The sequence below is a fragment of the Bacillus cereus group sp. BfR-BA-01430 genome (assembly GCF_022663115.1).
GTDB lineage: Bacteria > Bacillota > Bacilli > Bacillales > Bacillaceae_G > Bacillus_A > Bacillus_A cereus_BD.
Genome location: NZ_JAKUEW010000011.1, coordinates 137,108 through 153,958, shown reverse-complemented (window position 1 = coordinate 153,958; position 16,851 = coordinate 137,108). Strand labels below are relative to the sequence as shown.

Here is a 16,851-nt window from a genome sequence, read left to right as displayed (position 1 = left end):
AGCTGCTTACGCTTTTTTATTTAATCTAGCTTCAGCAGCTAGAATCTCTGGCCATTTCACTCCCTCCTGCGAGGCATAGGGCGCCTCTTCGTCAGGAGCTCCAATGCCCTGCGATTCTGAACGAGCTGCTTACGCTTTTTGTTTAATCTAGCTTCAGCAGCTAGAATCTCTGGCCATTTCACTCCCTCCTGCGAGGCATAGGGCGCCTCTTCGTCAGGAGCTCCAATGCCCTGTGATTCTGGACGAGCTGCTTACGCTTTTTGTTTAATCTAGCTTCAGCAGCTAGAATGGGCGGTGGCTTCGCTTCTTCCTACGAGGCAAAGAGCGCCTCTCCGTCTGAAGTTCCATCCCCCTTCCATTCTGAGCAAGCTGCTTACGCTTTTTTATTTGATAACTAGGTTTGGTTTTTTGCTTAGGCTGTGGCGTCCGTCAACGAAGCGAACTGTTCCAGATTTTGCACGCATAACGAGAGATTGTGTTGTGCCGACGCTACCTTTGAATTGAACTCCGCGCAATAATTCTCCGTCTGTTACACCTGTTGCTGCAAAAATTGCATCATCACCTTTAACCAAATCTTCCATGTGAAGAATGCGGTTTATATCATCAATACCCATTTTTTTACAACGAGCTAATTCCGTTTCATTTTGCGGAAGTAATTTCCCTTGAATCTCGCCGCCTAGACATTTTAACGCAACTGCCGCAAGTACTCCCTCAGGCGCACCGCCAGAACCGAATAAAATATCTACACCTGTACGATCAAATGCAGTATTAATCGCTCCAGCAACATCACCATCATTAATCAATTTAATACGAGCACCTGCTTTACGAATTTCTTCAATAATCTCTTGATGACGTGGTCTGTTAAGCACTGTTGCTACCACATCTTCAATATCTTTATTTTTTGCCTTCGCTACGGCACGTAAATTATCAATAATAGGAGCATTAATATCAACTGCACCAACCGCTTCAGGTCCAACTGCAATTTTATCCATGTACATGTCAGGGGCATGTAACAGGTTACCGTGGTCTGCTATCGCAATAACAGCAAGAGCATTCCATCCTCCAGCCGCTACAATGTTTGTCCCTTCTAATGGGTCAACTGCAACATCAACACGAGGACCGTATCCTGTTCCTAATTTTTCTCCAATGTACAGCATTGGTGCTTCATCCATTTCACCTTCACCAATTACAACTGTGCCTTTCATTGGAATTGTATCAAATACATCACGCATTGCAGATGTTGCTGCACCATCTGCCTCATCTTTCTTCCCACGTCCCATCCAACGTGCTGATGATAATGCCGCAGCCTCTGTTACACGCACTAACTCCATAGATAAACTTCTTTCCACAATAATTCCTCTCCTTTGATTCTTAATAGTTATGCCGTATTTTGCAAATTCTCTTTTTCTATAAAGTACTGTTTCTGTTAATCGTAACCCTTCGTTCTTCATTAACAAAAGTACTACATATTTACTTTTTCGTCATATAATGACAATACATGTTATGCATTCTTCATTTCTTCAATTTCTTGCTGCGTCATTTGTTCTCGCCAAATATTCGCACCAAGACCCTTAAGCTTGTCTACTATATTTTCATAACCCCGGTCTATATGTTCAAGTCCTGTTACTTCTGTAATTCCATCTGCCATTAAGCCGGCAATAATAAGTGCTGCTCCTGCACGTAAGTCGCTTGCTTTCACTTTTGCACCTTGCAGTGATACAGGTCCTGTCACAATCGCAGAACGACCTTCTACCTTAATTTTTGCATTCATCCGGCGCAGCTCATCAATATGTTTAAAGCGAGCCCCATAAATTGTATCTGTTACAACACCTGTACCATATGCTTTCGTTAAAAGCGTTGTAAAAGGTTGTTGCAAATCTGTTGGAAATCCTGGATATACTAATGTCTTTATATCCACTGTTTTTAATTTACGATCTCCATTTACTTTCATTTGATCATCCTTCGTTTCAACTTGTACACCAGCTTCTCTCAGCTTTGCCGTAACAGATTCTAAATGCTGGGGAATCACATTATCAATCGTTACTACACCGCCGGAAGCAGCGCCTAAAATCATATATGTCCCAGCTTCAATGCGATCAGGAATAATCGTATGGTGACATCCATGCAAGGACTCTACACCATCGATACGAATGACATCTGTACCAGCACCTTTAATTCGAGCTCCCATACTTGTCAATAAAGTAGCTACATCAATGATTTCCGGTTCTTTTGCTGCATTTTCAATTATCGTTCTACCTTTTGCCCTTACAGCCGCTAGCATAATATTAATGGTTGCTCCGACACTTACTACATCTAAATAAATTCGCGCCCCGCACAGTTCATCCGCTCTTAAATAGATTGCACCTTGTTCATTTGTTACGTGTGCACCTAACGCTTCAAACCCTTTAATATGCTGATCAATTGGTCTTGGACCTAAGTGACATCCACCAGGAAGCCCAATTACAGCTTTTTTGAAACGGCCAAGCATAGCGCCCATCAAATAGTATGAAGCACGCAATTTTTTTACTTTTCCATTCGGCAAAGGCATGGCAACCATTTTGGAAGGATCAACTATCATCTCTTCCTCTTGCCCATACGTTACAGTTCCTCCAATTTCCTCTAATAAGTCCCCTAACATTTTTACATCTGAGATATTAGGCACACCACCAATGGTTACTGGAGTATCAGCCAAAATTGTCGCTGGAATTAGAGCGACAGCACTGTTCTTTGCACCGCTCACGCGAATTGATCCATTTAAAGGCCTTCCACCTTCAATCAGCAACTTTTCCATGTTGAGCTCCCTTCCTGTGAATGTATTTACTTTCCTTAAGAATCCCACTTGGTCAACAAACTATGTAAAACATTTTATTTTAGTCTGAACTTAACAAGCAGTAAGACCTCACCTAAAAATTGTTATATCTTTCGTGAATAGATGAAGACTCACTGCCTGTCAAGATTGGTCGTTCATCATCTTACATACGTTATTACATTTCTTAATAGGACTGCGTTTTGTTCCATTTTTATATGGGCGTACGAATAAATTTAGAAATTTAATTAATCTTACAACTTGTTCACGCTTTCATTGTACAACGAAAGGAAACCGTCTAAAAGAGTAGACGGTTTCCAAAACGGAATTTTATTCTTACGCTTTACCGTTAGAACCGAATTCACGAATTTTACCAATAACAGTTGCTTTGATAGCTTCGCGGCCAGGTCCGATAAATTTACGAGGATCGTAAACTTCTTGGTCATTGTTTAATACTTCACGAACAGCTTTTGTAAACGCGATTTGGTTTTCAGTGTTTACGTTAATTTTTGAAGTACCTAAAGAAATAGCTTTTGTGATGTCAGCAGTTGGGATACCAGTACCACCGTGAAGTACTAAAGGTACACCAGTTAGGTCACGAACTTGTTCCATTTCTTTAAATCCTAAGTTAGGCTCACCTTTGTAAGGGCCGTGTACAGAACCTAAAGCTGGAGCTAGGCAATCGATACCTGTTGCTTCAACAAGGTGTTTACATTCTTCAGGATCAGCGTAGATAACGCCATCAGCGATTACGTCGTCTTCTTGTCCACCAACTGTTCCAAGTTCAGCTTCTACAGATACGTTACGAGCATGTGCGTATTCTACTACTTTTTTAGTAGTTTCAACGTTTTCTTCGAATGGGTGGTGAGAAGCGTCGATCATTACAGATGTGAAACCTGCATCAATTGCTTCTTTACATTTTTCAAAGCTTGAACCATGATCAAGATGAATCGCTACAGGAACAGTAATGTTCATTTCTTCGATTAAAGCTTTAACCATAGCTACAACTGTTTTGAAACCAGTCATATGACGAGCTGCACCTTCAGATACACCTAGGATTACAGGAGATTTTTCTTCTTCTGCAGCTGCTAAAATAGCTTGAGTCCATTCTAAGTTGTTAATATTGAATTGACCAACTGCGTATTTTCCTTCTAGTGCTGTGTTTAGCATTTCTTTCATGGAAACTAAAGGCATGGTGAATCCTCCTAAAAAAACGTTTTTTGTATCCGATAAGTTCTTATCGCTGGTAGTATGACCAGAATAAGGAAGATTATGTATATCAACCTACCGGACTTTTTTCTACACTCAATAGGATAACAACTTGTACTCAAAAACTCAACTGTATTCACCTGCTCACCAGCCTATGTAAACGCTTTTTTCCATTTTTTTTATAAAAAATTCATTTTTTATGCTTCTACAGCGATTTCATTTCTCACTGCTTGACGAATTTCATCGATATCAAATGGTTTTGCAAAATGCATTAAAGCACCTAAATCTTTCGCTTCTTGAATCATATCTAGTTCTCCATAAGCCGTCATTAAAATCACTTTAATATCTGCATTGATCTCTTTGACATGCTTTAAAATCTCTATACCATCCATCCCTGGGATTTTCATATCTAATATTACTAAATCCGGATTATCTTTTTTTACGATATCTAAAGCTTGAAATCCATTTGCAGCTTGGAACGTTTGATAACCCTCTTTTTGAAACACTTCGTGCAATAACACGCGAATGCCATATTGATCATCAACGATTAAAATTTTCCCTTCCATAATCCCCAACCTTTCTGTGTAAATACAAGATTTGAAGCTTCTTATATCTTATTCGATTTACTTTCGCTATTTTTTATCAAATTCCTTCCTGCTCTTTCTTATTTTACTGCTTCCCATTTTGATATGCTACCCTTATCACTTCGCCTTTCTTTTAAAAATAAGCTATAATGAAAGCCGCCTCAACATATTTGAAAGGAGCCTTACAATGTTAAAGATTTTTTCCACCCAGCTTAGCGGTTACTTTACAAGAATTTCTCAAAAAGAAGAGATGAATATAGAAGATAGTGCACGCTTACTCGCACAAGCATTAGTCGGCGATGGTATCATTTATTTGCATGGTAAAAACGAAATGGAAGGTGTTGTAGCTGAAGCTTTATATGGCGCAGAGCCACTTCCAAAAGCGAAGCGTTTCATAGAACATGGAAAGCAAGCAGAAGTCACTTCCGCAGATCGTGTACTCCTCATCAGTCGTTTCTCAACAGATGAAGAAGTTGTTTCAATCGCCAAGAAATTGCAAGAAGAGGGCCACTCTATCGTTGGCATTTCAGCAATTCAAGAAGGTGCTGAATCCTTAGAACACTTTACAGATGTACATATTGATATAAGGTTATTAAAAGGCTTAATTCCAAATGATGAAGGCAACCGTTATGGGTTCCCAAGTTTAATCTTATCCTTATTTGCATATCATGGCTTAAAATTTACAATTGATGAGATGATTGAAGAATATAAATGATACATGTCGGCTAACTGACAAACCAATACGAAAGAATGGAAAAAGAGCTCGTCCAAAAGTATAAACTTTGAACGAGCTCTTTTTTCTTACTTGCTTTCTTTATTTGTAATAGAAGCTTGTACGAAATCATGGAACAATGGTTGTGGACGATTTGGGCGAGATACAAGTTCTGGATGGAACTGTGCAGCCACAAACCATGGATGATCTTGTAATTCAATGATTTCTACTAGACGGCCATCTGGGCTTGTACCAGAGAAGATAAATCCAGCGTCTTCCATCTCTTGACGGAATTGGTTATTGAATTCATAACGATGACGATGACGTTCATATACAACCGGTTCGTTATAAGCTCTGTAAGCATTTGTTTCTGGAGCAAGCTTACATGGATATAAACCAAGACGAAGTGTACCACCTAAGTCTTCTACATCTTTTTGTTCTGGTAATAAGTCGATAATTGCATAAGGCGTGTCAGGATTAATTTCAGAAGAATTCGCTCCTTCTAATCCTAATACGTTACGTGCAAATTCGATTGATGCAAGTTGCATACCTAAGCAAATTCCTAAGAATGGAACTTTGTTTTCACGTGCATATTGGATTGCAACGATTTTTCCTTCTACACCGCGGTCACCGAAGCCACCAGGTACAAGGATACCATCTGTGTCGCCAACTAGTTCTTTTACATTTTCTGCTGTTACATGCTCAGCATTTACCCATTTTACTTCTACATCTGTATCAAATGTATATCCTGCATGGCGAAGTGCTTCTACAACAGAAATGTATGCATCTTGAAGCTCTACATATTTACCAACAAGAGCAATTCTTGTTTTCTTAGAAAGGTTACGTACTTTATCAACTAATGCTTTCCACTCTGTCATATCTGCAGGAGCGTTGTCTAGTTTTAAGTGATCACAAACGATTTGGTCCATGTTTTGCTCTTGAAGAGATAATGGAACTGCATATAATGTATCTGCATCTGCAGCTTCGATAACTGCTTTTGGATCGATATCACAGAATAATGCAAGTTTATCTTTCATATCTTGAGAAACAGGCATTTCTGTACGAACAACGATAATATTTGGCTGAATACCTAAGCTACGAAGTTCTTTAACGCTATGTTGCGTTGGTTTTGTTTTCATTTCACCCGCTGCTTTTAAGTACGGAATTAATGTACAGTGAATGTACATTACGTTATCGCGACCAATGTCGCTCTTAATTTGGCGAATTGCTTCTAGGAATGGTAGAGACTCGATATCACCAACAGTTCCACCAATTTCTGTAATAACAACATCCGCATTCGTTTCGCGACCAGCACGGAATACACGCTCTTTAATTTCATTTGTAATATGAGGAATAACTTGTACTGTTCCTCCTAAATATTCACCACGACGCTCTTTTTGAAGAACAGAAGAATAAATTTTACCAGTTGTTACGTTGCTGTATTTGTTTAAATTAATGTCGATAAAACGCTCGTAGTGACCAAGGTCTAAGTCTGTTTCCGCACCATCATCTGTTACGAATACCTCACCGTGTTGATATGGACTCATTGTTCCTGGGTCTACGTTAATGTATGGATCAAATTTTTGGATGGTTACATTTAAACCACGATTTTTTAAAAGTCTTCCAAGAGATGCTGCTGTAATCCCTTTACCTAAAGACGATACTACACCGCCTGTTACAAAAATATACTTAGTCATGAAAGTACTCCCTTCTGCTTTCTTGTTATATAATCACCGTTGCAAAGCGCAACGTATGTAGATAACAATGTATCTATCTTATTGTTAGACTCTTTTTATTTTCTAAACAAAAAACAAAAAAGAAAATTGCTCCCCTCATTACAAAATGTAATAAGTAGGGAGCAATTTTCTTTTATATTTACACTTAAAAAGTATGATCGTCCTTTTTTAAAGAGCCCAAAAATGATTCTACATGGACGATAATGAAAAGTCAAGGACTACAGTTCTTCCTCTTCCTCTTCAGTTTCATCATACTCAAGTTCTTCATCACCAAAATCATCGTCTTCTTCTAAATCATCAAGATCATCGTCGTCATCAAGAACATCGTCTAAATCATCGACGTCTTCCCCGTCTTCTTCATCTAAAGTAGTGAAGTCTTCCTCGTCTTCAACGTAATCATCAAAGTCTTCTTCTTCTTCAACTTTACGTTTCTTCTTAGCTTTCGGTTGAGGTAGGATCTCTTCATCAATTTGTTCATATGGATACCAAGTGCGAAGGCCCCAACGATTTTCTCCTAAATTGATGAAACGTCCATCGATATTTAAATCTGTATAAAATTGTGCAATTCGCGCATTAACTTGCTCTTGAGATAAACCAAGTACTTGAGCAACTTCTTGAACTAAATCCTGGAATGATGTTGCTTGTTTTTTGTCCTCTAAAACACTATGTACAACTTCAATCATGGAAAATTCTTGTAGCTCTTCTGGAGAATATTGCTTAAAATCCACTTATGCGGCACTTCCTTTCTAAAAATATAATCCTATATATAACGGCCTGTTTAAAAAAATCCATACTATTCATTATAAACAAAACTCCAGCAAATATGCTACAAAAAAAACGTGAAACTTTCACAAGTGTTGAACAAAATGATTACAGCTATGATCCACTTTCATCCAAGACTTTTTCATATGAACGATTTGTCTATTTTGGAAGCATGTACGCTCCGTGCAATACATATCTAATTTGCATTTCTGTATACTCTTCTAATGTATACATTTTTTGCAGCGCCCAACGTCTAAATCCCCACATTTGCCCTTGAATAAAAATGTTATGAGCAAGCAACTGAATTTCCTTTTTTGTTAATTTGAATGTCCCATTTTCTGCACAATGCTCTAAAATCTTTTCAAACATCCCTACCATTTGAAATTCTTTTTCTAATACATATGGCAAAGATTCCTTTGGTAAAAAGCGAACTTCTTGGTACATAATCAATACTTCTTCTTGCAATTCATCCATCACTTTAAAATAATTTGTGATCGCTTTTCTTAAACTTTCGACGCTGCCCTTCTCTGTGCAAACGACTTCTTCTAACCGTTCTTTTACATGTTCATAAATACTATCACAAACTAAATACAAAACATCATCTTTTGTACGAATATATTCATACAGTGTACCAATGCTAAATCCCGCCGCTTTCGCAATCTCTCTCGTCGTCGTACGTGGAAACCCTTTTTGCTTAAAAAGCTGTACAGCCCCTTTAATCATTTGTTCACGTCTTAGCGCAACTAATTTCTCATCTTTCACTGATGCCTGCACGTTATGCTTAACCATCCCCTTTACCTCTCTTTCGTTTGCAGAAAAAGCGCAGGAGACTCCCTACGCTTTTTCCTCTCATTTTGTTAACATACGAGAAATGACAAGCCTTTGAATCTCTTGCGTTCCTTCATAAATTTGTGTAATCTTCGCATCGCGCATAAAGCGCTCTACTGGATAATCCTTCGTATATCCGTAACCACCAAATACTTGAACCGCTTCCGTTGTTACTTTCATCGCTATATCTCCAGCAAATAACTTGGACATCGCCGATTCTTTTCCGTAAGGAAGCCCTTCGGATTCAAGCCAAGCCGCTTGATACGTGAGTAACCTCGCTGCTTCTACATTCGTTGCCATATCCGCCAACTTAAAACTAATCCCTTGCTGCGCGGCGATTGGTTTTCCAAACTGATGTCGTTCCCTCGCATATGCCACAGAAGCATCTAAAGCAGCTTGTGCAATCCCTACTGCCTGCGCGGCAATGCCATTGCGACCGCCGTCTAGCGTCTGCATGGCAATTTTAAATCCTTGTCCCTCTTCACCAAGTAAGTTTTCAGCAGGGATGCGGCAATCTTCCAATATAATTTCTGTCGTTGGCGAAGAGCGAATACCAAGCTTACTCTCCTTCTTCCCAATCGAGAATCCCGGCGCATCACTTTCTACAATAAAAGCACTTGTGCCGCGCTGCTTCGCTTCTAGGTCAGTCAAGGCAAAAACAACGTAAATATCCGCAATACCACCGTTCGTAATAAAAATTTTAGAACCATTTAAAATATAGTGATCTCCCTCGCGCCTTGCTGTCGTTTTCATCCCGCCCGCATCTGATCCTGAACCTGGCTCCGTTAAACCATATGCACCGATTTTCTTTCCTTCTGCCATCGGGCGTAAAAACTGTTGCTTTTGCGCTTCTGTGCCAAATTTAAAAATAGGCCATCCTGCCAGAGAAGTATGTGCAGATAACGTTACACCCGTTGAAGCGCAAGCACGCGATAATTCCTCTACTGCAATTACATAGACTAAGTAATCGCTTCCAATTCCCCCATATTCTTCAGGCCACGGAATTCCTGTTAATCCAAGGGCTGCCATTTGATCAAATAAAGTGCGATCAAAACTTTCTTCTTCGTCTCGCTTTGCCGCTGTGGGAGCAACTTCATTCCTTGCAAAGTCGCGTACCATTTTTCGGATCATTTCATGTTCTTCAGATAGCTTGAAATGCATAACCCTTTCCTCCCCATGCTCTTCTATTACAGCGCTCTACTAATTACAAGTCTTTGTATTTCACTCGTTCCCTCATAAATTTCACAAATTTTCGCATCGCGGAACAATCTTTCTACGGGATACTCTTTTGTATAACCGTAACCACCAAATACTTGGACTGCTTCAATTGCAACTTCCACTGCAGTTTTAGAAGCAAATAGCTTCGCAATGGAAGCTTCCTTCCCGCACGGAAGCCCCTGTGCTCGAAGCGAAGCCGCCCTATATACAAGCAGTCGTGCGGCTTCTACACTCGTTGCCATATCCGCCAACTTAAAGCCAAGTCCTTGCTGCGCGGCAATCGGCTTCCCAAATTGCTTGCGTTCTTTTGCATAGTCTACTGCACAAGCGAGTGCCGCCTCGGCGATGCCAAGTGCCTGCGCTCCAATTCCAATACGGCCAACGTCTAAATTTGCCATCGCGACTTTGAAGCCTTGTCCTTCTTTGCCAAGTAAATTCTCAGCTGGAACCTTCATATCTTCAAAAGTAAGCTGCACTGTACGAGAGCCATGAAGCCCCATCTTATGTTCATCTTTTCCAATAATTAAGCCTGGCGTATCCTTCTCTACAATAAATGCAGATATTCCGCTCTTTCCTGCCTCTGGATTTGTAGAAGCAAATACGATATATGTATCCGCCTCGCCTCCATTTGTAATAAATATTTTGGAGCCGTTAATCACATAATGATCCCCATCTTTGATAGCTCTTGATTTCAAACTGCCCGCATCAGACCCAGCACCTGGCTCCGTTAAAGCAAATGCCCCTAAATACTCTCCTGTTGCAAGCTTTGAAACATACTTTTTCTTTTGCTCTTCTGTTCCAAAATATAAAATAGGATTTGTGCCAACAGATGTATGTACCGCTAAAATCACCCCAATGGCTGCACTTACCTTTGATAGTTCTTCAATCGCTAAAATATAAGAAATAAAGTCCATTTCAGCACCGCCATACTTTGCCGGTGCTGGAATTCCCATCAATCCAAGTTCCCCCATTTTCTTCAAAATCTCTCTAGGAAACACCCCTTGTTCCATCTCTGGAACAAAGGGAGCAACTTCCTTTTGAGCAAAATCCCGAACCATCTTCCTCATCATTTGTTGTTCTTCTGTAAAATGAAAATTCATATGCCTCGCCTCCATTTGCTATCGATCTTTTCAATTCTCTGGTAAGACTACTACTTTGAAAAAAGATGGAGACCTACCTTTTCTTACCCTTTACTCATATACGTAAAAACCACGACCTGTTTTTCGACCGAGCCAGCCAGCATTTACATATTTCCGCAATAGCGGACATGGACGATATTTGCTATCTCCTAAGCCTTCATGCAATACTTCCATAATGTATAAGCATGTGTCTAAGCCGATAAAATCTGCTAATGTTAACGGCCCCATTGGATGATTCATTCCAAGCTTCATGACCTCGTCAATCGCCTCTTTCGTTGCGACACCTTCATATAGCGCATAAATCGCTTCATTAATCATCGGTAATAAAATACGATTCGAAACAAAACCAGGGAAGTCATTTACTTCAACGGGCACTTTCCCAATTTTCTTTGTAATATCTTCAATTGCTTTATACACGGCATCATCTGTTGCAAGTCCGCGAATAATCTCCACTAATTTCATTACTGGTACAGGATTCATAAAGTGCATACCGATCACTTTCTCTGGTCGATTTGTTGCTGCTGCTATTTCGGTAATTGGCAATGAAGAAGTATTTGTCGCTAAAATGGTATGTTCCGGAGCAATTTCATCTAAATTCGCAAAAATTTTCTTTTTAATATCCATTTTTTCTACAGCAGCCTCAATAACAAGATCTGCTTCTTTTACACAATCTAATTCAATTGTAGTTGTAAGAAGACGTAATGTTGCGTCCTTCGCCTCTTCATCCATACGTCCCTTTTCTACTTGGCGTGCTAAATTTTTAGTTATTACACCTAATCCCTTCTCTAATTGCTCTTGCTTTACATCTTGCATAAACACTTCATAGCCAGCCATTGCACACACCTGTGCAATACCTGATCCCATTTGCCCTGCACCGATTACAACAATTTTTTGTATACTCATTTCTTCTCCCCCTTTTTATTAATGGACTTCAATCATAATTGCGTCACCTTGGCCACCGCCGCTACAAATCGAAGCGATTCCAATTCCTCCGCCACGCTGCTTCAACGCATGAATCAAAGTAACAATAATCCGTGCTCCACTCGCTCCAATCGGATGCCCCATCGCAACTGCTCCGCCATTTACATTGATCTTCTCAGTTGCAATTCCAACAATATTTGCACTCGCAATTGCAACTGCTGCAAAAGCTTCATTAATCTCAAATAAATCAATATCATCCACTGTTTTTCTCGTTTTCTTCAGAAGCTCATTTATTGCATAACCTGGCGTTCTTGGAAAATTCTTTGCTTCTACAGCAATTGCTGTATGCGCTAAAATGGTCGCTACTGGCTTTCTGCCTTCTTGCCGCGCTCTGTCCTCGCTCATTAATACAAGCGCCGCCCCTCCATCATTAAGACCCGGTGCATTTCCAGCTGTTACTGACGCTGTCTTATCAAAAACAGGCTTTAATGTAGCTAATTTTTCAACTGTTGTATCTGCACGCGGCGCCTCATCCTTCGCAACAACGATTGGATCACCTTTGCGCTTCGGTACGGATACAGGTACGATTTCCTCGTCAAATCGCCCTTCTTTCTGTGCCGCAATTGCACGTTGATGACTGCGATACGCCCACTCATCTTGTGCTTCGCGAGAAATTCCTTCTTCCTTCGCTACCTCACCACCGTATACGCCCATATGGACGCCAGAGAAGGAACATGTTAAACCATCTACTATATTTAAATCAGCAACTTTACTATGTCCCATTCGATATCCCCAACGCGCGCCTTCTAAAATGTACGGGCTGTTGCTCATGGATTCCATTCCGCCCGCTACAATTAACGTTTGATCCCCTGCGCGAATAATTTGATCCGCTAATGTCACAGCTCTAAGACCTGATGCACAAACTTTATTTATTGTTTCCGTACGTGTCTCCCAAGGAAGTCCTGCTTCCCTCGCTGCTTGGCGAGAAGGAATTTGCCCCTGTCCTCCTTGCAGAACCGTCCCGAATATCACTTCTTCTACATCGTCTTTGTTCACATTTGCTCGCTCAAGTGCAGCTTGAATAGCAATTCCTCCAAGCTTCGTTGCTTTCACGTCTTTTAATACTCCGCCAAATTTTCCAACTGGTGTTCTTGCGGCACTTAAAATAACTGTTCTTACCAACTTTAATTCCCCCATTTCTTTTTGACTGCCGAGCGCTCGCTCGATATCTTTTCGTTGAGAAGAGGTGCAATCTGCACCTCTATCTAAAGTTGTATGAATTCTTCTACATTACATCGCTTCTACCTTTGGTCCAATAACAGACCGTTCTAAAATCTCTGTTACATCTAGTGTTTGTACTTGTTCTTCAACTTCCTTCGCTTTCGTTCCATCGCTAATCATCGTTAAACAGTACGGACATCCTGTACCGATAATAGATGGTTTCACAGCAAGTGCTTGTTCCGTACGAGCCACGTTAATGCGTGAGCCTGTAGTCTCTTCCATCCACATTAATCCGCCACCTGCACCGCAGCACATTCCTGTTTCCCTATTGCGCTCCATTTCTACAACAGTAACGCCCGGAATCGCCTTTAAAATGCTGCGCGGCGCTTCATATACTTCGTTATATCTTCCTAAATAACAAGAATCGTGGTACGTAATCGTCTCTTCAACAGGATGGACAGGTTTTAAACGTCCTTCTTTCACCCACTGGGCTAATAGTTCTGTATGATGATAGACTTCTGCTTGTAACCCAAAGTCTGGATACTCATTTTTAAATGTGTTATAAGCATGCGGGTCAATCGTAACAATTTTCTTTACACCCGATTTCTCAAATTCGGCAATATTTTTCGTTGCCATCTCTTGGAATACAAATTCATTTCCGAGGCGGCGCGGCGTGTCTCCCGAGTTCTTTTCTTTGTTTCCAAGGATCGCAAATGAAATGCCCGCTTTATTCATTAATTTCGCGAATGATATCGCAATTTTCTGACTGCGGTTGTCATATGATCCCATAGAACCAACCCAGAATAAATATTCAAATTCTTCGCCAGCCTTTGTTTTCTCTTTCACAGTTGGCACGGTTACCTCATCGTCACCTTGACGCCACGTTTCGCGCTCCTTACGATTTAGTCCCCACGGATTTCCTTGCCGCTCAATATTCGTCATAGCACGCTGCGCTTCAGCATCCATCTTTCCTTCTGTTAAGACAAGGTAACGACGCAAATCAATAATTTTATCAACATGCTCGTTCATGACCGGACATTGATCCTCACAGTTACGGCACGTTGTACAAGCCCAAATCTCTTCTTCTGTAATGACATCTCCAATTAAACTTGGATTATATAAAGGTGCTGTAGCTGCTGATTCTTGCTGTCCTTTACTAGAAGCCATAAGCGCCAATTGATTACCTTGTGTATTGTGAAAAGCAACAGCTGGAACCCACGGTACTTTTGAAGTTACCGCCGCTCCTTTATCTGTTAAATGATCGCGAAGCTTTACGATTAAATCCATCGGTGACAACATTTTTCCAGTTCCAGTTGCTGGACACATATTGGTGCAGCGTCCGCACTCTACACACGCATATAAATCAATAAGCTGCGTCTGTCTAAAGTCTTCAACCTTTCCAACACCAAATGTTTCTTGTGTTTCATCTTCAAAATCAATCTTTTCAAGTTTCCCTGGATTCGTAAGGCGAGTAAAAAATACATTTACCGGTCCTGCAATTAAATGTGCATGTTTGGACTGCGGAACATAAACTAAAAATGTTAATAAAATAAGTAAATGCACCCACCAAGAAAAATAGAATATATAAATGGATGCGGTTTCATTTATTCCCGAAAGAACATAAGCGATTCCAGAAGCAATTGGTTCGCTCCAAGAAAGCTCTTCTCCGTGCCAAATAATGCCGGCTCCGTTACCAAGTAATACGGAAAGCATTAAGCCTCCAATAAAAATAAGGACGAGGCCTGATTTAAAATTTCGTTTTAAACGAACGAGCTTTTCAACATACCTTCTATAAAAAGCCCAAACAACTGCGATTAAAATCATAAGTGTGACAATTTCTTGGAAGAATGTAAATGCAGGGTATAGTGGTCCTAGTGGAAGATGTGATCCTGGTGCGAGACCTTTCCAAATGAAGTCGATTGCTCCAAATTGGACAAGAATAAATCCGTAAAAAAACATAACGTGCATAATACCGCTCTTTTTATCTTTGAGCAATTTTTTTTGCCCAAAGACGTTCACTTTGAGGATATCCCATCGCTCTTTAAATCGGCGGTCAAACTCTACTTTTTTTCCTAATTGTATGTAGGCCATCCTCGTTCGTATGAGGTATACAAACAAATATACCGCATAAGCAATAACCGCAATAGAAGCTAGCCAATTTACGATTAGTAAGCTATTCATTTTATGCTACCCCTCTCCTTATAACCTTCTTTCTTTTTGAATCTTCGAAAACATATAATTTTCTGAATTATATCCCCCTACCCACATTATATAATGAGTGAGCATTCAGTCAACAGTTTTTTGTTATACAACAACATCTTTTTTCATCAGTCTGTTTATTTTCATACTCTTACATCACATGTAAAAATAAATACGAGAAACTAGGATTGAATCACTTTACATTCTTTTGTTTAAACTATAAGCATTGTGATGCAAGTAAGGGGGAAGCATCTTACTAAAAAATGAGTGCGAGGAAGGAAGACTGGTAATGTTTTTTTCAGCTCTTTTGCTAATAAGTGTTGTCCTTTGGATTGCAATAGATCTCTCGTATGGCAGAAGCCTTCATCTCAGACGGCTAAAACCTCGTACTTTCCCTTTGCGCCGTAGTAATTTTCAGCTTTATACATACGGAACGGACTTATATAATAATTTATTTCACGATATTCGAAAAGCAACGCACCATATCCATATTTTATTTTTTATTGTGAAAAATGATGAAATCAGTCAAGTCTTTTTACAATTGCTATGTGATAAAGCAAAACAAGGAGTTGAAGTGCGTCTCCTTCTTGACCAAATTGGAAGTCATCAATTATCAAAAAAATCTATTCAATCATTACAAAACAGTGGCGTCTCTTTTTCATTTTGCCACAAAGTAAAATTCCCCTTTCTTTTCTTTTCAGCGAATCAAAGAAATCATCGAAAAATTACAATCATCGATGGGAAAATAGGATATATTGGCGGCTTTAATATCGGGGAAGAATATTTAGGTCACAATCCTAAATTAGGATTGTGGCGCGATTATCATTTACGGCTTACAGGAGAAGGTGTGCAAGATTTACAAAAGCAATTTTTACATGATTGGCGTGACGATACAAATCAAGATTTATTAAAGAATACAATCTATTTTCCAAAACAAGCACCCGGTAGTATTCTTCATCGATTTATCCCAACAGATGGCGCTTATTTACAGTCTACATTTTTACATTTAATTGAAAGTGCAAATGAAAAAATCTATATCGGAACACCTTATTTTATCCCTGGTAAAAAAATTATGAGCGCCTTATTACAAGCGAGAAAAAGAGGTGTACAAATTACCATTCTTGTTCCTAACAAAGCCGACCATCCTCTTGTAAGAGAAGCAAAATTACCATACTGCCGAAAACTCATGCGAGCTGGGTGTAACATTTATACATTTCAAGAAGGGTTCTTCCATGCAAAAATCATTATAATAGATAATCGTATATGCGATATTGGAACTGCCAATGTGGATATGAGGAGTTTATATATAAACCATGAGATGAATTGCTTATTGTATGACGAGGAGTTTATACATGCAATCCAAAAGAAGTTTAACAAAGATATTCAATCTTCCGTATTACTTTCCTTGCAAGATGTTAGTTCTCTATCCCTTATTGATAGAGGAAAGGAATTGCTGGGGACGATATTAGCGTTTTTTTTATAGGAGAGCTTACAAAAAAGAAGATGTTACATGCAT

General features: G+C 39.7%; 13 protein-coding genes and 1 pseudogene. 2 read left to right on the top strand and 12 right to left on the bottom strand.

Going from position 1 to position 16,851, the window contains the following annotated elements; genetic code table 11:
* Positions 1-383 precede the first annotated feature (383 nt).
* The 4 genes from glpX to spo0F form a co-directional block, all read right to left on the bottom strand.
* Complete coding sequence (glpX, locus tag MR058_RS17540; RefSeq protein ID WP_242145182.1) at positions 384-1,349, bottom strand: class II fructose-bisphosphatase; 966 nt, start codon at positions 1,347-1,349, stop codon at positions 384-386.
* Positions 1,350-1,501: 152 nt separating this feature from the next.
* Positions 1,502-2,791 carry a UDP-N-acetylglucosamine 1-carboxyvinyltransferase gene (murA, locus tag MR058_RS17535; RefSeq protein WP_242145181.1) on the bottom strand — a complete coding sequence of 430 codons (1,290 nt, stop codon included), beginning with the start codon at positions 2,789-2,791 and terminating at the stop codon, positions 1,502-1,504.
* A 351-nt stretch (positions 2,792-3,142) separates the two neighbouring features.
* Entirely contained in the window at positions 3,143-4,000 is an 858-nt protein-coding gene (locus MR058_RS17530; RefSeq protein WP_242145180.1) for a class II fructose-bisphosphate aldolase, read from the bottom strand.
* 212 nt (positions 4,001-4,212) lie between these two features.
* Complete coding sequence (gene spo0F, locus MR058_RS17525) at positions 4,213-4,581, bottom strand: sporulation initiation phosphotransferase Spo0F (protein ID WP_242145179.1); 369 nt, start codon at positions 4,579-4,581, stop codon at positions 4,213-4,215.
* Positions 4,582-4,786: 205 nt separating this feature from the next.
* Between spo0F and MR058_RS17520 the strand changes: the two genes are divergently transcribed.
* Entirely contained in the window at positions 4,787-5,314 is a 528-nt protein-coding gene (locus MR058_RS17520) for a DUF2529 domain-containing protein (RefSeq protein ID WP_242145178.1), read from the top strand.
* 86 nt (positions 5,315-5,400) lie between these two features.
* Here the strand turns inward: MR058_RS17520 and pyrG are convergent, their stop codons facing one another.
* The 8 genes and pseudogenes from pyrG to MR058_RS17480 all read right to left on the bottom strand — a co-directional run bounded on the left by pyrG (position 5,401) and on the right by MR058_RS17480 (position 15,317).
* Complete coding sequence (pyrG, locus tag MR058_RS17515) at positions 5,401-7,008, bottom strand: CTP synthase (RefSeq protein WP_242145177.1); 1,608 nt, start codon at positions 7,006-7,008, stop codon at positions 5,401-5,403.
* A 257-nt stretch (positions 7,009-7,265) separates the two neighbouring features.
* Positions 7,266-7,775, bottom strand: coding sequence for a DNA-directed RNA polymerase subunit delta (rpoE, locus tag MR058_RS17510; RefSeq protein ID WP_242145176.1), 510 nt, complete (start codon positions 7,773-7,775; stop codon positions 7,266-7,268).
* 193 nt (positions 7,776-7,968) lie between these two features.
* Positions 7,969-8,598, bottom strand: coding sequence for a TetR/AcrR family transcriptional regulator (locus tag MR058_RS17505; RefSeq protein WP_242145175.1), 630 nt, complete (start codon positions 8,596-8,598; stop codon positions 7,969-7,971).
* 60 nt (positions 8,599-8,658) lie between these two features.
* A complete protein-coding gene (locus MR058_RS17500; protein WP_242145174.1) occupies positions 8,659-9,798 on the bottom strand; it encodes an acyl-CoA dehydrogenase in 1,140 nt (379 codons plus the stop codon).
* 26 nt (positions 9,799-9,824) lie between these two features.
* Positions 9,825-10,955, bottom strand: coding sequence for an acyl-CoA dehydrogenase (locus MR058_RS17495; protein ID WP_242145173.1), 1,131 nt, complete (start codon positions 10,953-10,955; stop codon positions 9,825-9,827).
* A 90-nt stretch (positions 10,956-11,045) separates the two neighbouring features.
* Positions 11,046-11,897 carry a 3-hydroxybutyryl-CoA dehydrogenase gene (locus tag MR058_RS17490; RefSeq protein WP_242145172.1) on the bottom strand — a complete coding sequence of 284 codons (852 nt, stop codon included), beginning with the start codon at positions 11,895-11,897 and terminating at the stop codon, positions 11,046-11,048.
* An 18-nt stretch (positions 11,898-11,915) separates the two neighbouring features.
* Positions 11,916-13,196 (bottom strand): annotated as a pseudogene (locus tag MR058_RS17485) (acetyl-CoA C-acetyltransferase).
* Between the two features lie 9 nt (positions 13,197-13,205).
* Complete coding sequence (locus MR058_RS17480) at positions 13,206-15,317, bottom strand: (Fe-S)-binding protein (protein ID WP_242145171.1); 2,112 nt, start codon at positions 15,315-15,317, stop codon at positions 13,206-13,208.
* Between the two features lie 307 nt (positions 15,318-15,624).
* Here MR058_RS17480 and cls point away from each other — a divergent pair, with 307 nt between their 5' ends.
* Positions 15,625-16,818, top strand: a complete 1,194-nt coding sequence (cls, locus tag MR058_RS17475; protein ID WP_242145170.1) for a cardiolipin synthase — start codon at positions 15,625-15,627, stop codon at positions 16,816-16,818.
* Positions 16,819-16,851: the final 33 nt, after the last annotated feature.

What these genes read in the sequence shown, in the direction of transcription:
- murA (WP_242145181.1), bottom strand. Translation starts at nt 2,791, where the DNA reads ATGGAAAAGTTGCTGATTGAAGGTGGAAGGCCTTTAAATGGATCAATT.
- MR058_RS17530 (WP_242145180.1), bottom strand. Translation starts at nt 4,000, where the DNA reads ATGCCTTTAGTTTCCATGAAAGAAATGCTAAACACAGCACTAGAAGGA.
- spo0F (WP_242145179.1), bottom strand. Translation starts at nt 4,581, where the DNA reads ATGGAAGGGAAAATTTTAATCGTTGATGATCAATATGGCATTCGCGTG.
- MR058_RS17520 (WP_242145178.1), top strand. Translation starts at nt 4,787, where the DNA reads ATGTTAAAGATTTTTTCCACCCAGCTTAGCGGTTACTTTACAAGAATT.
- pyrG (WP_242145177.1), bottom strand. Translation starts at nt 7,008, where the DNA reads ATGACTAAGTATATTTTTGTAACAGGCGGTGTAGTATCGTCTTTAGGT.
- MR058_RS17505 (WP_242145175.1), bottom strand. Translation starts at nt 8,598, where the DNA reads ATGGTTAAGCATAACGTGCAGGCATCAGTGAAAGATGAGAAATTAGTT.
- MR058_RS17500 (WP_242145174.1), bottom strand. Translation starts at nt 9,798, where the DNA reads ATGCATTTCAAGCTATCTGAAGAACATGAAATGATCCGAAAAATGGTA.
- MR058_RS17495 (WP_242145173.1), bottom strand. Translation starts at nt 10,955, where the DNA reads ATGAATTTTCATTTTACAGAAGAACAACAAATGATGAGGAAGATGGTT.
- MR058_RS17490 (WP_242145172.1), bottom strand. Translation starts at nt 11,897, where the DNA reads ATGAGTATACAAAAAATTGTTGTAATCGGTGCAGGGCAAATGGGATCA.
- MR058_RS17480 (WP_242145171.1), bottom strand. Translation starts at nt 15,317, where the DNA reads ATGAATAGCTTACTAATCGTAAATTGGCTAGCTTCTATTGCGGTTATT.
- cls (WP_242145170.1), top strand. Translation starts at nt 15,625, where the DNA reads ATGTTTTTTTCAGCTCTTTTGCTAATAAGTGTTGTCCTTTGGATTGCA.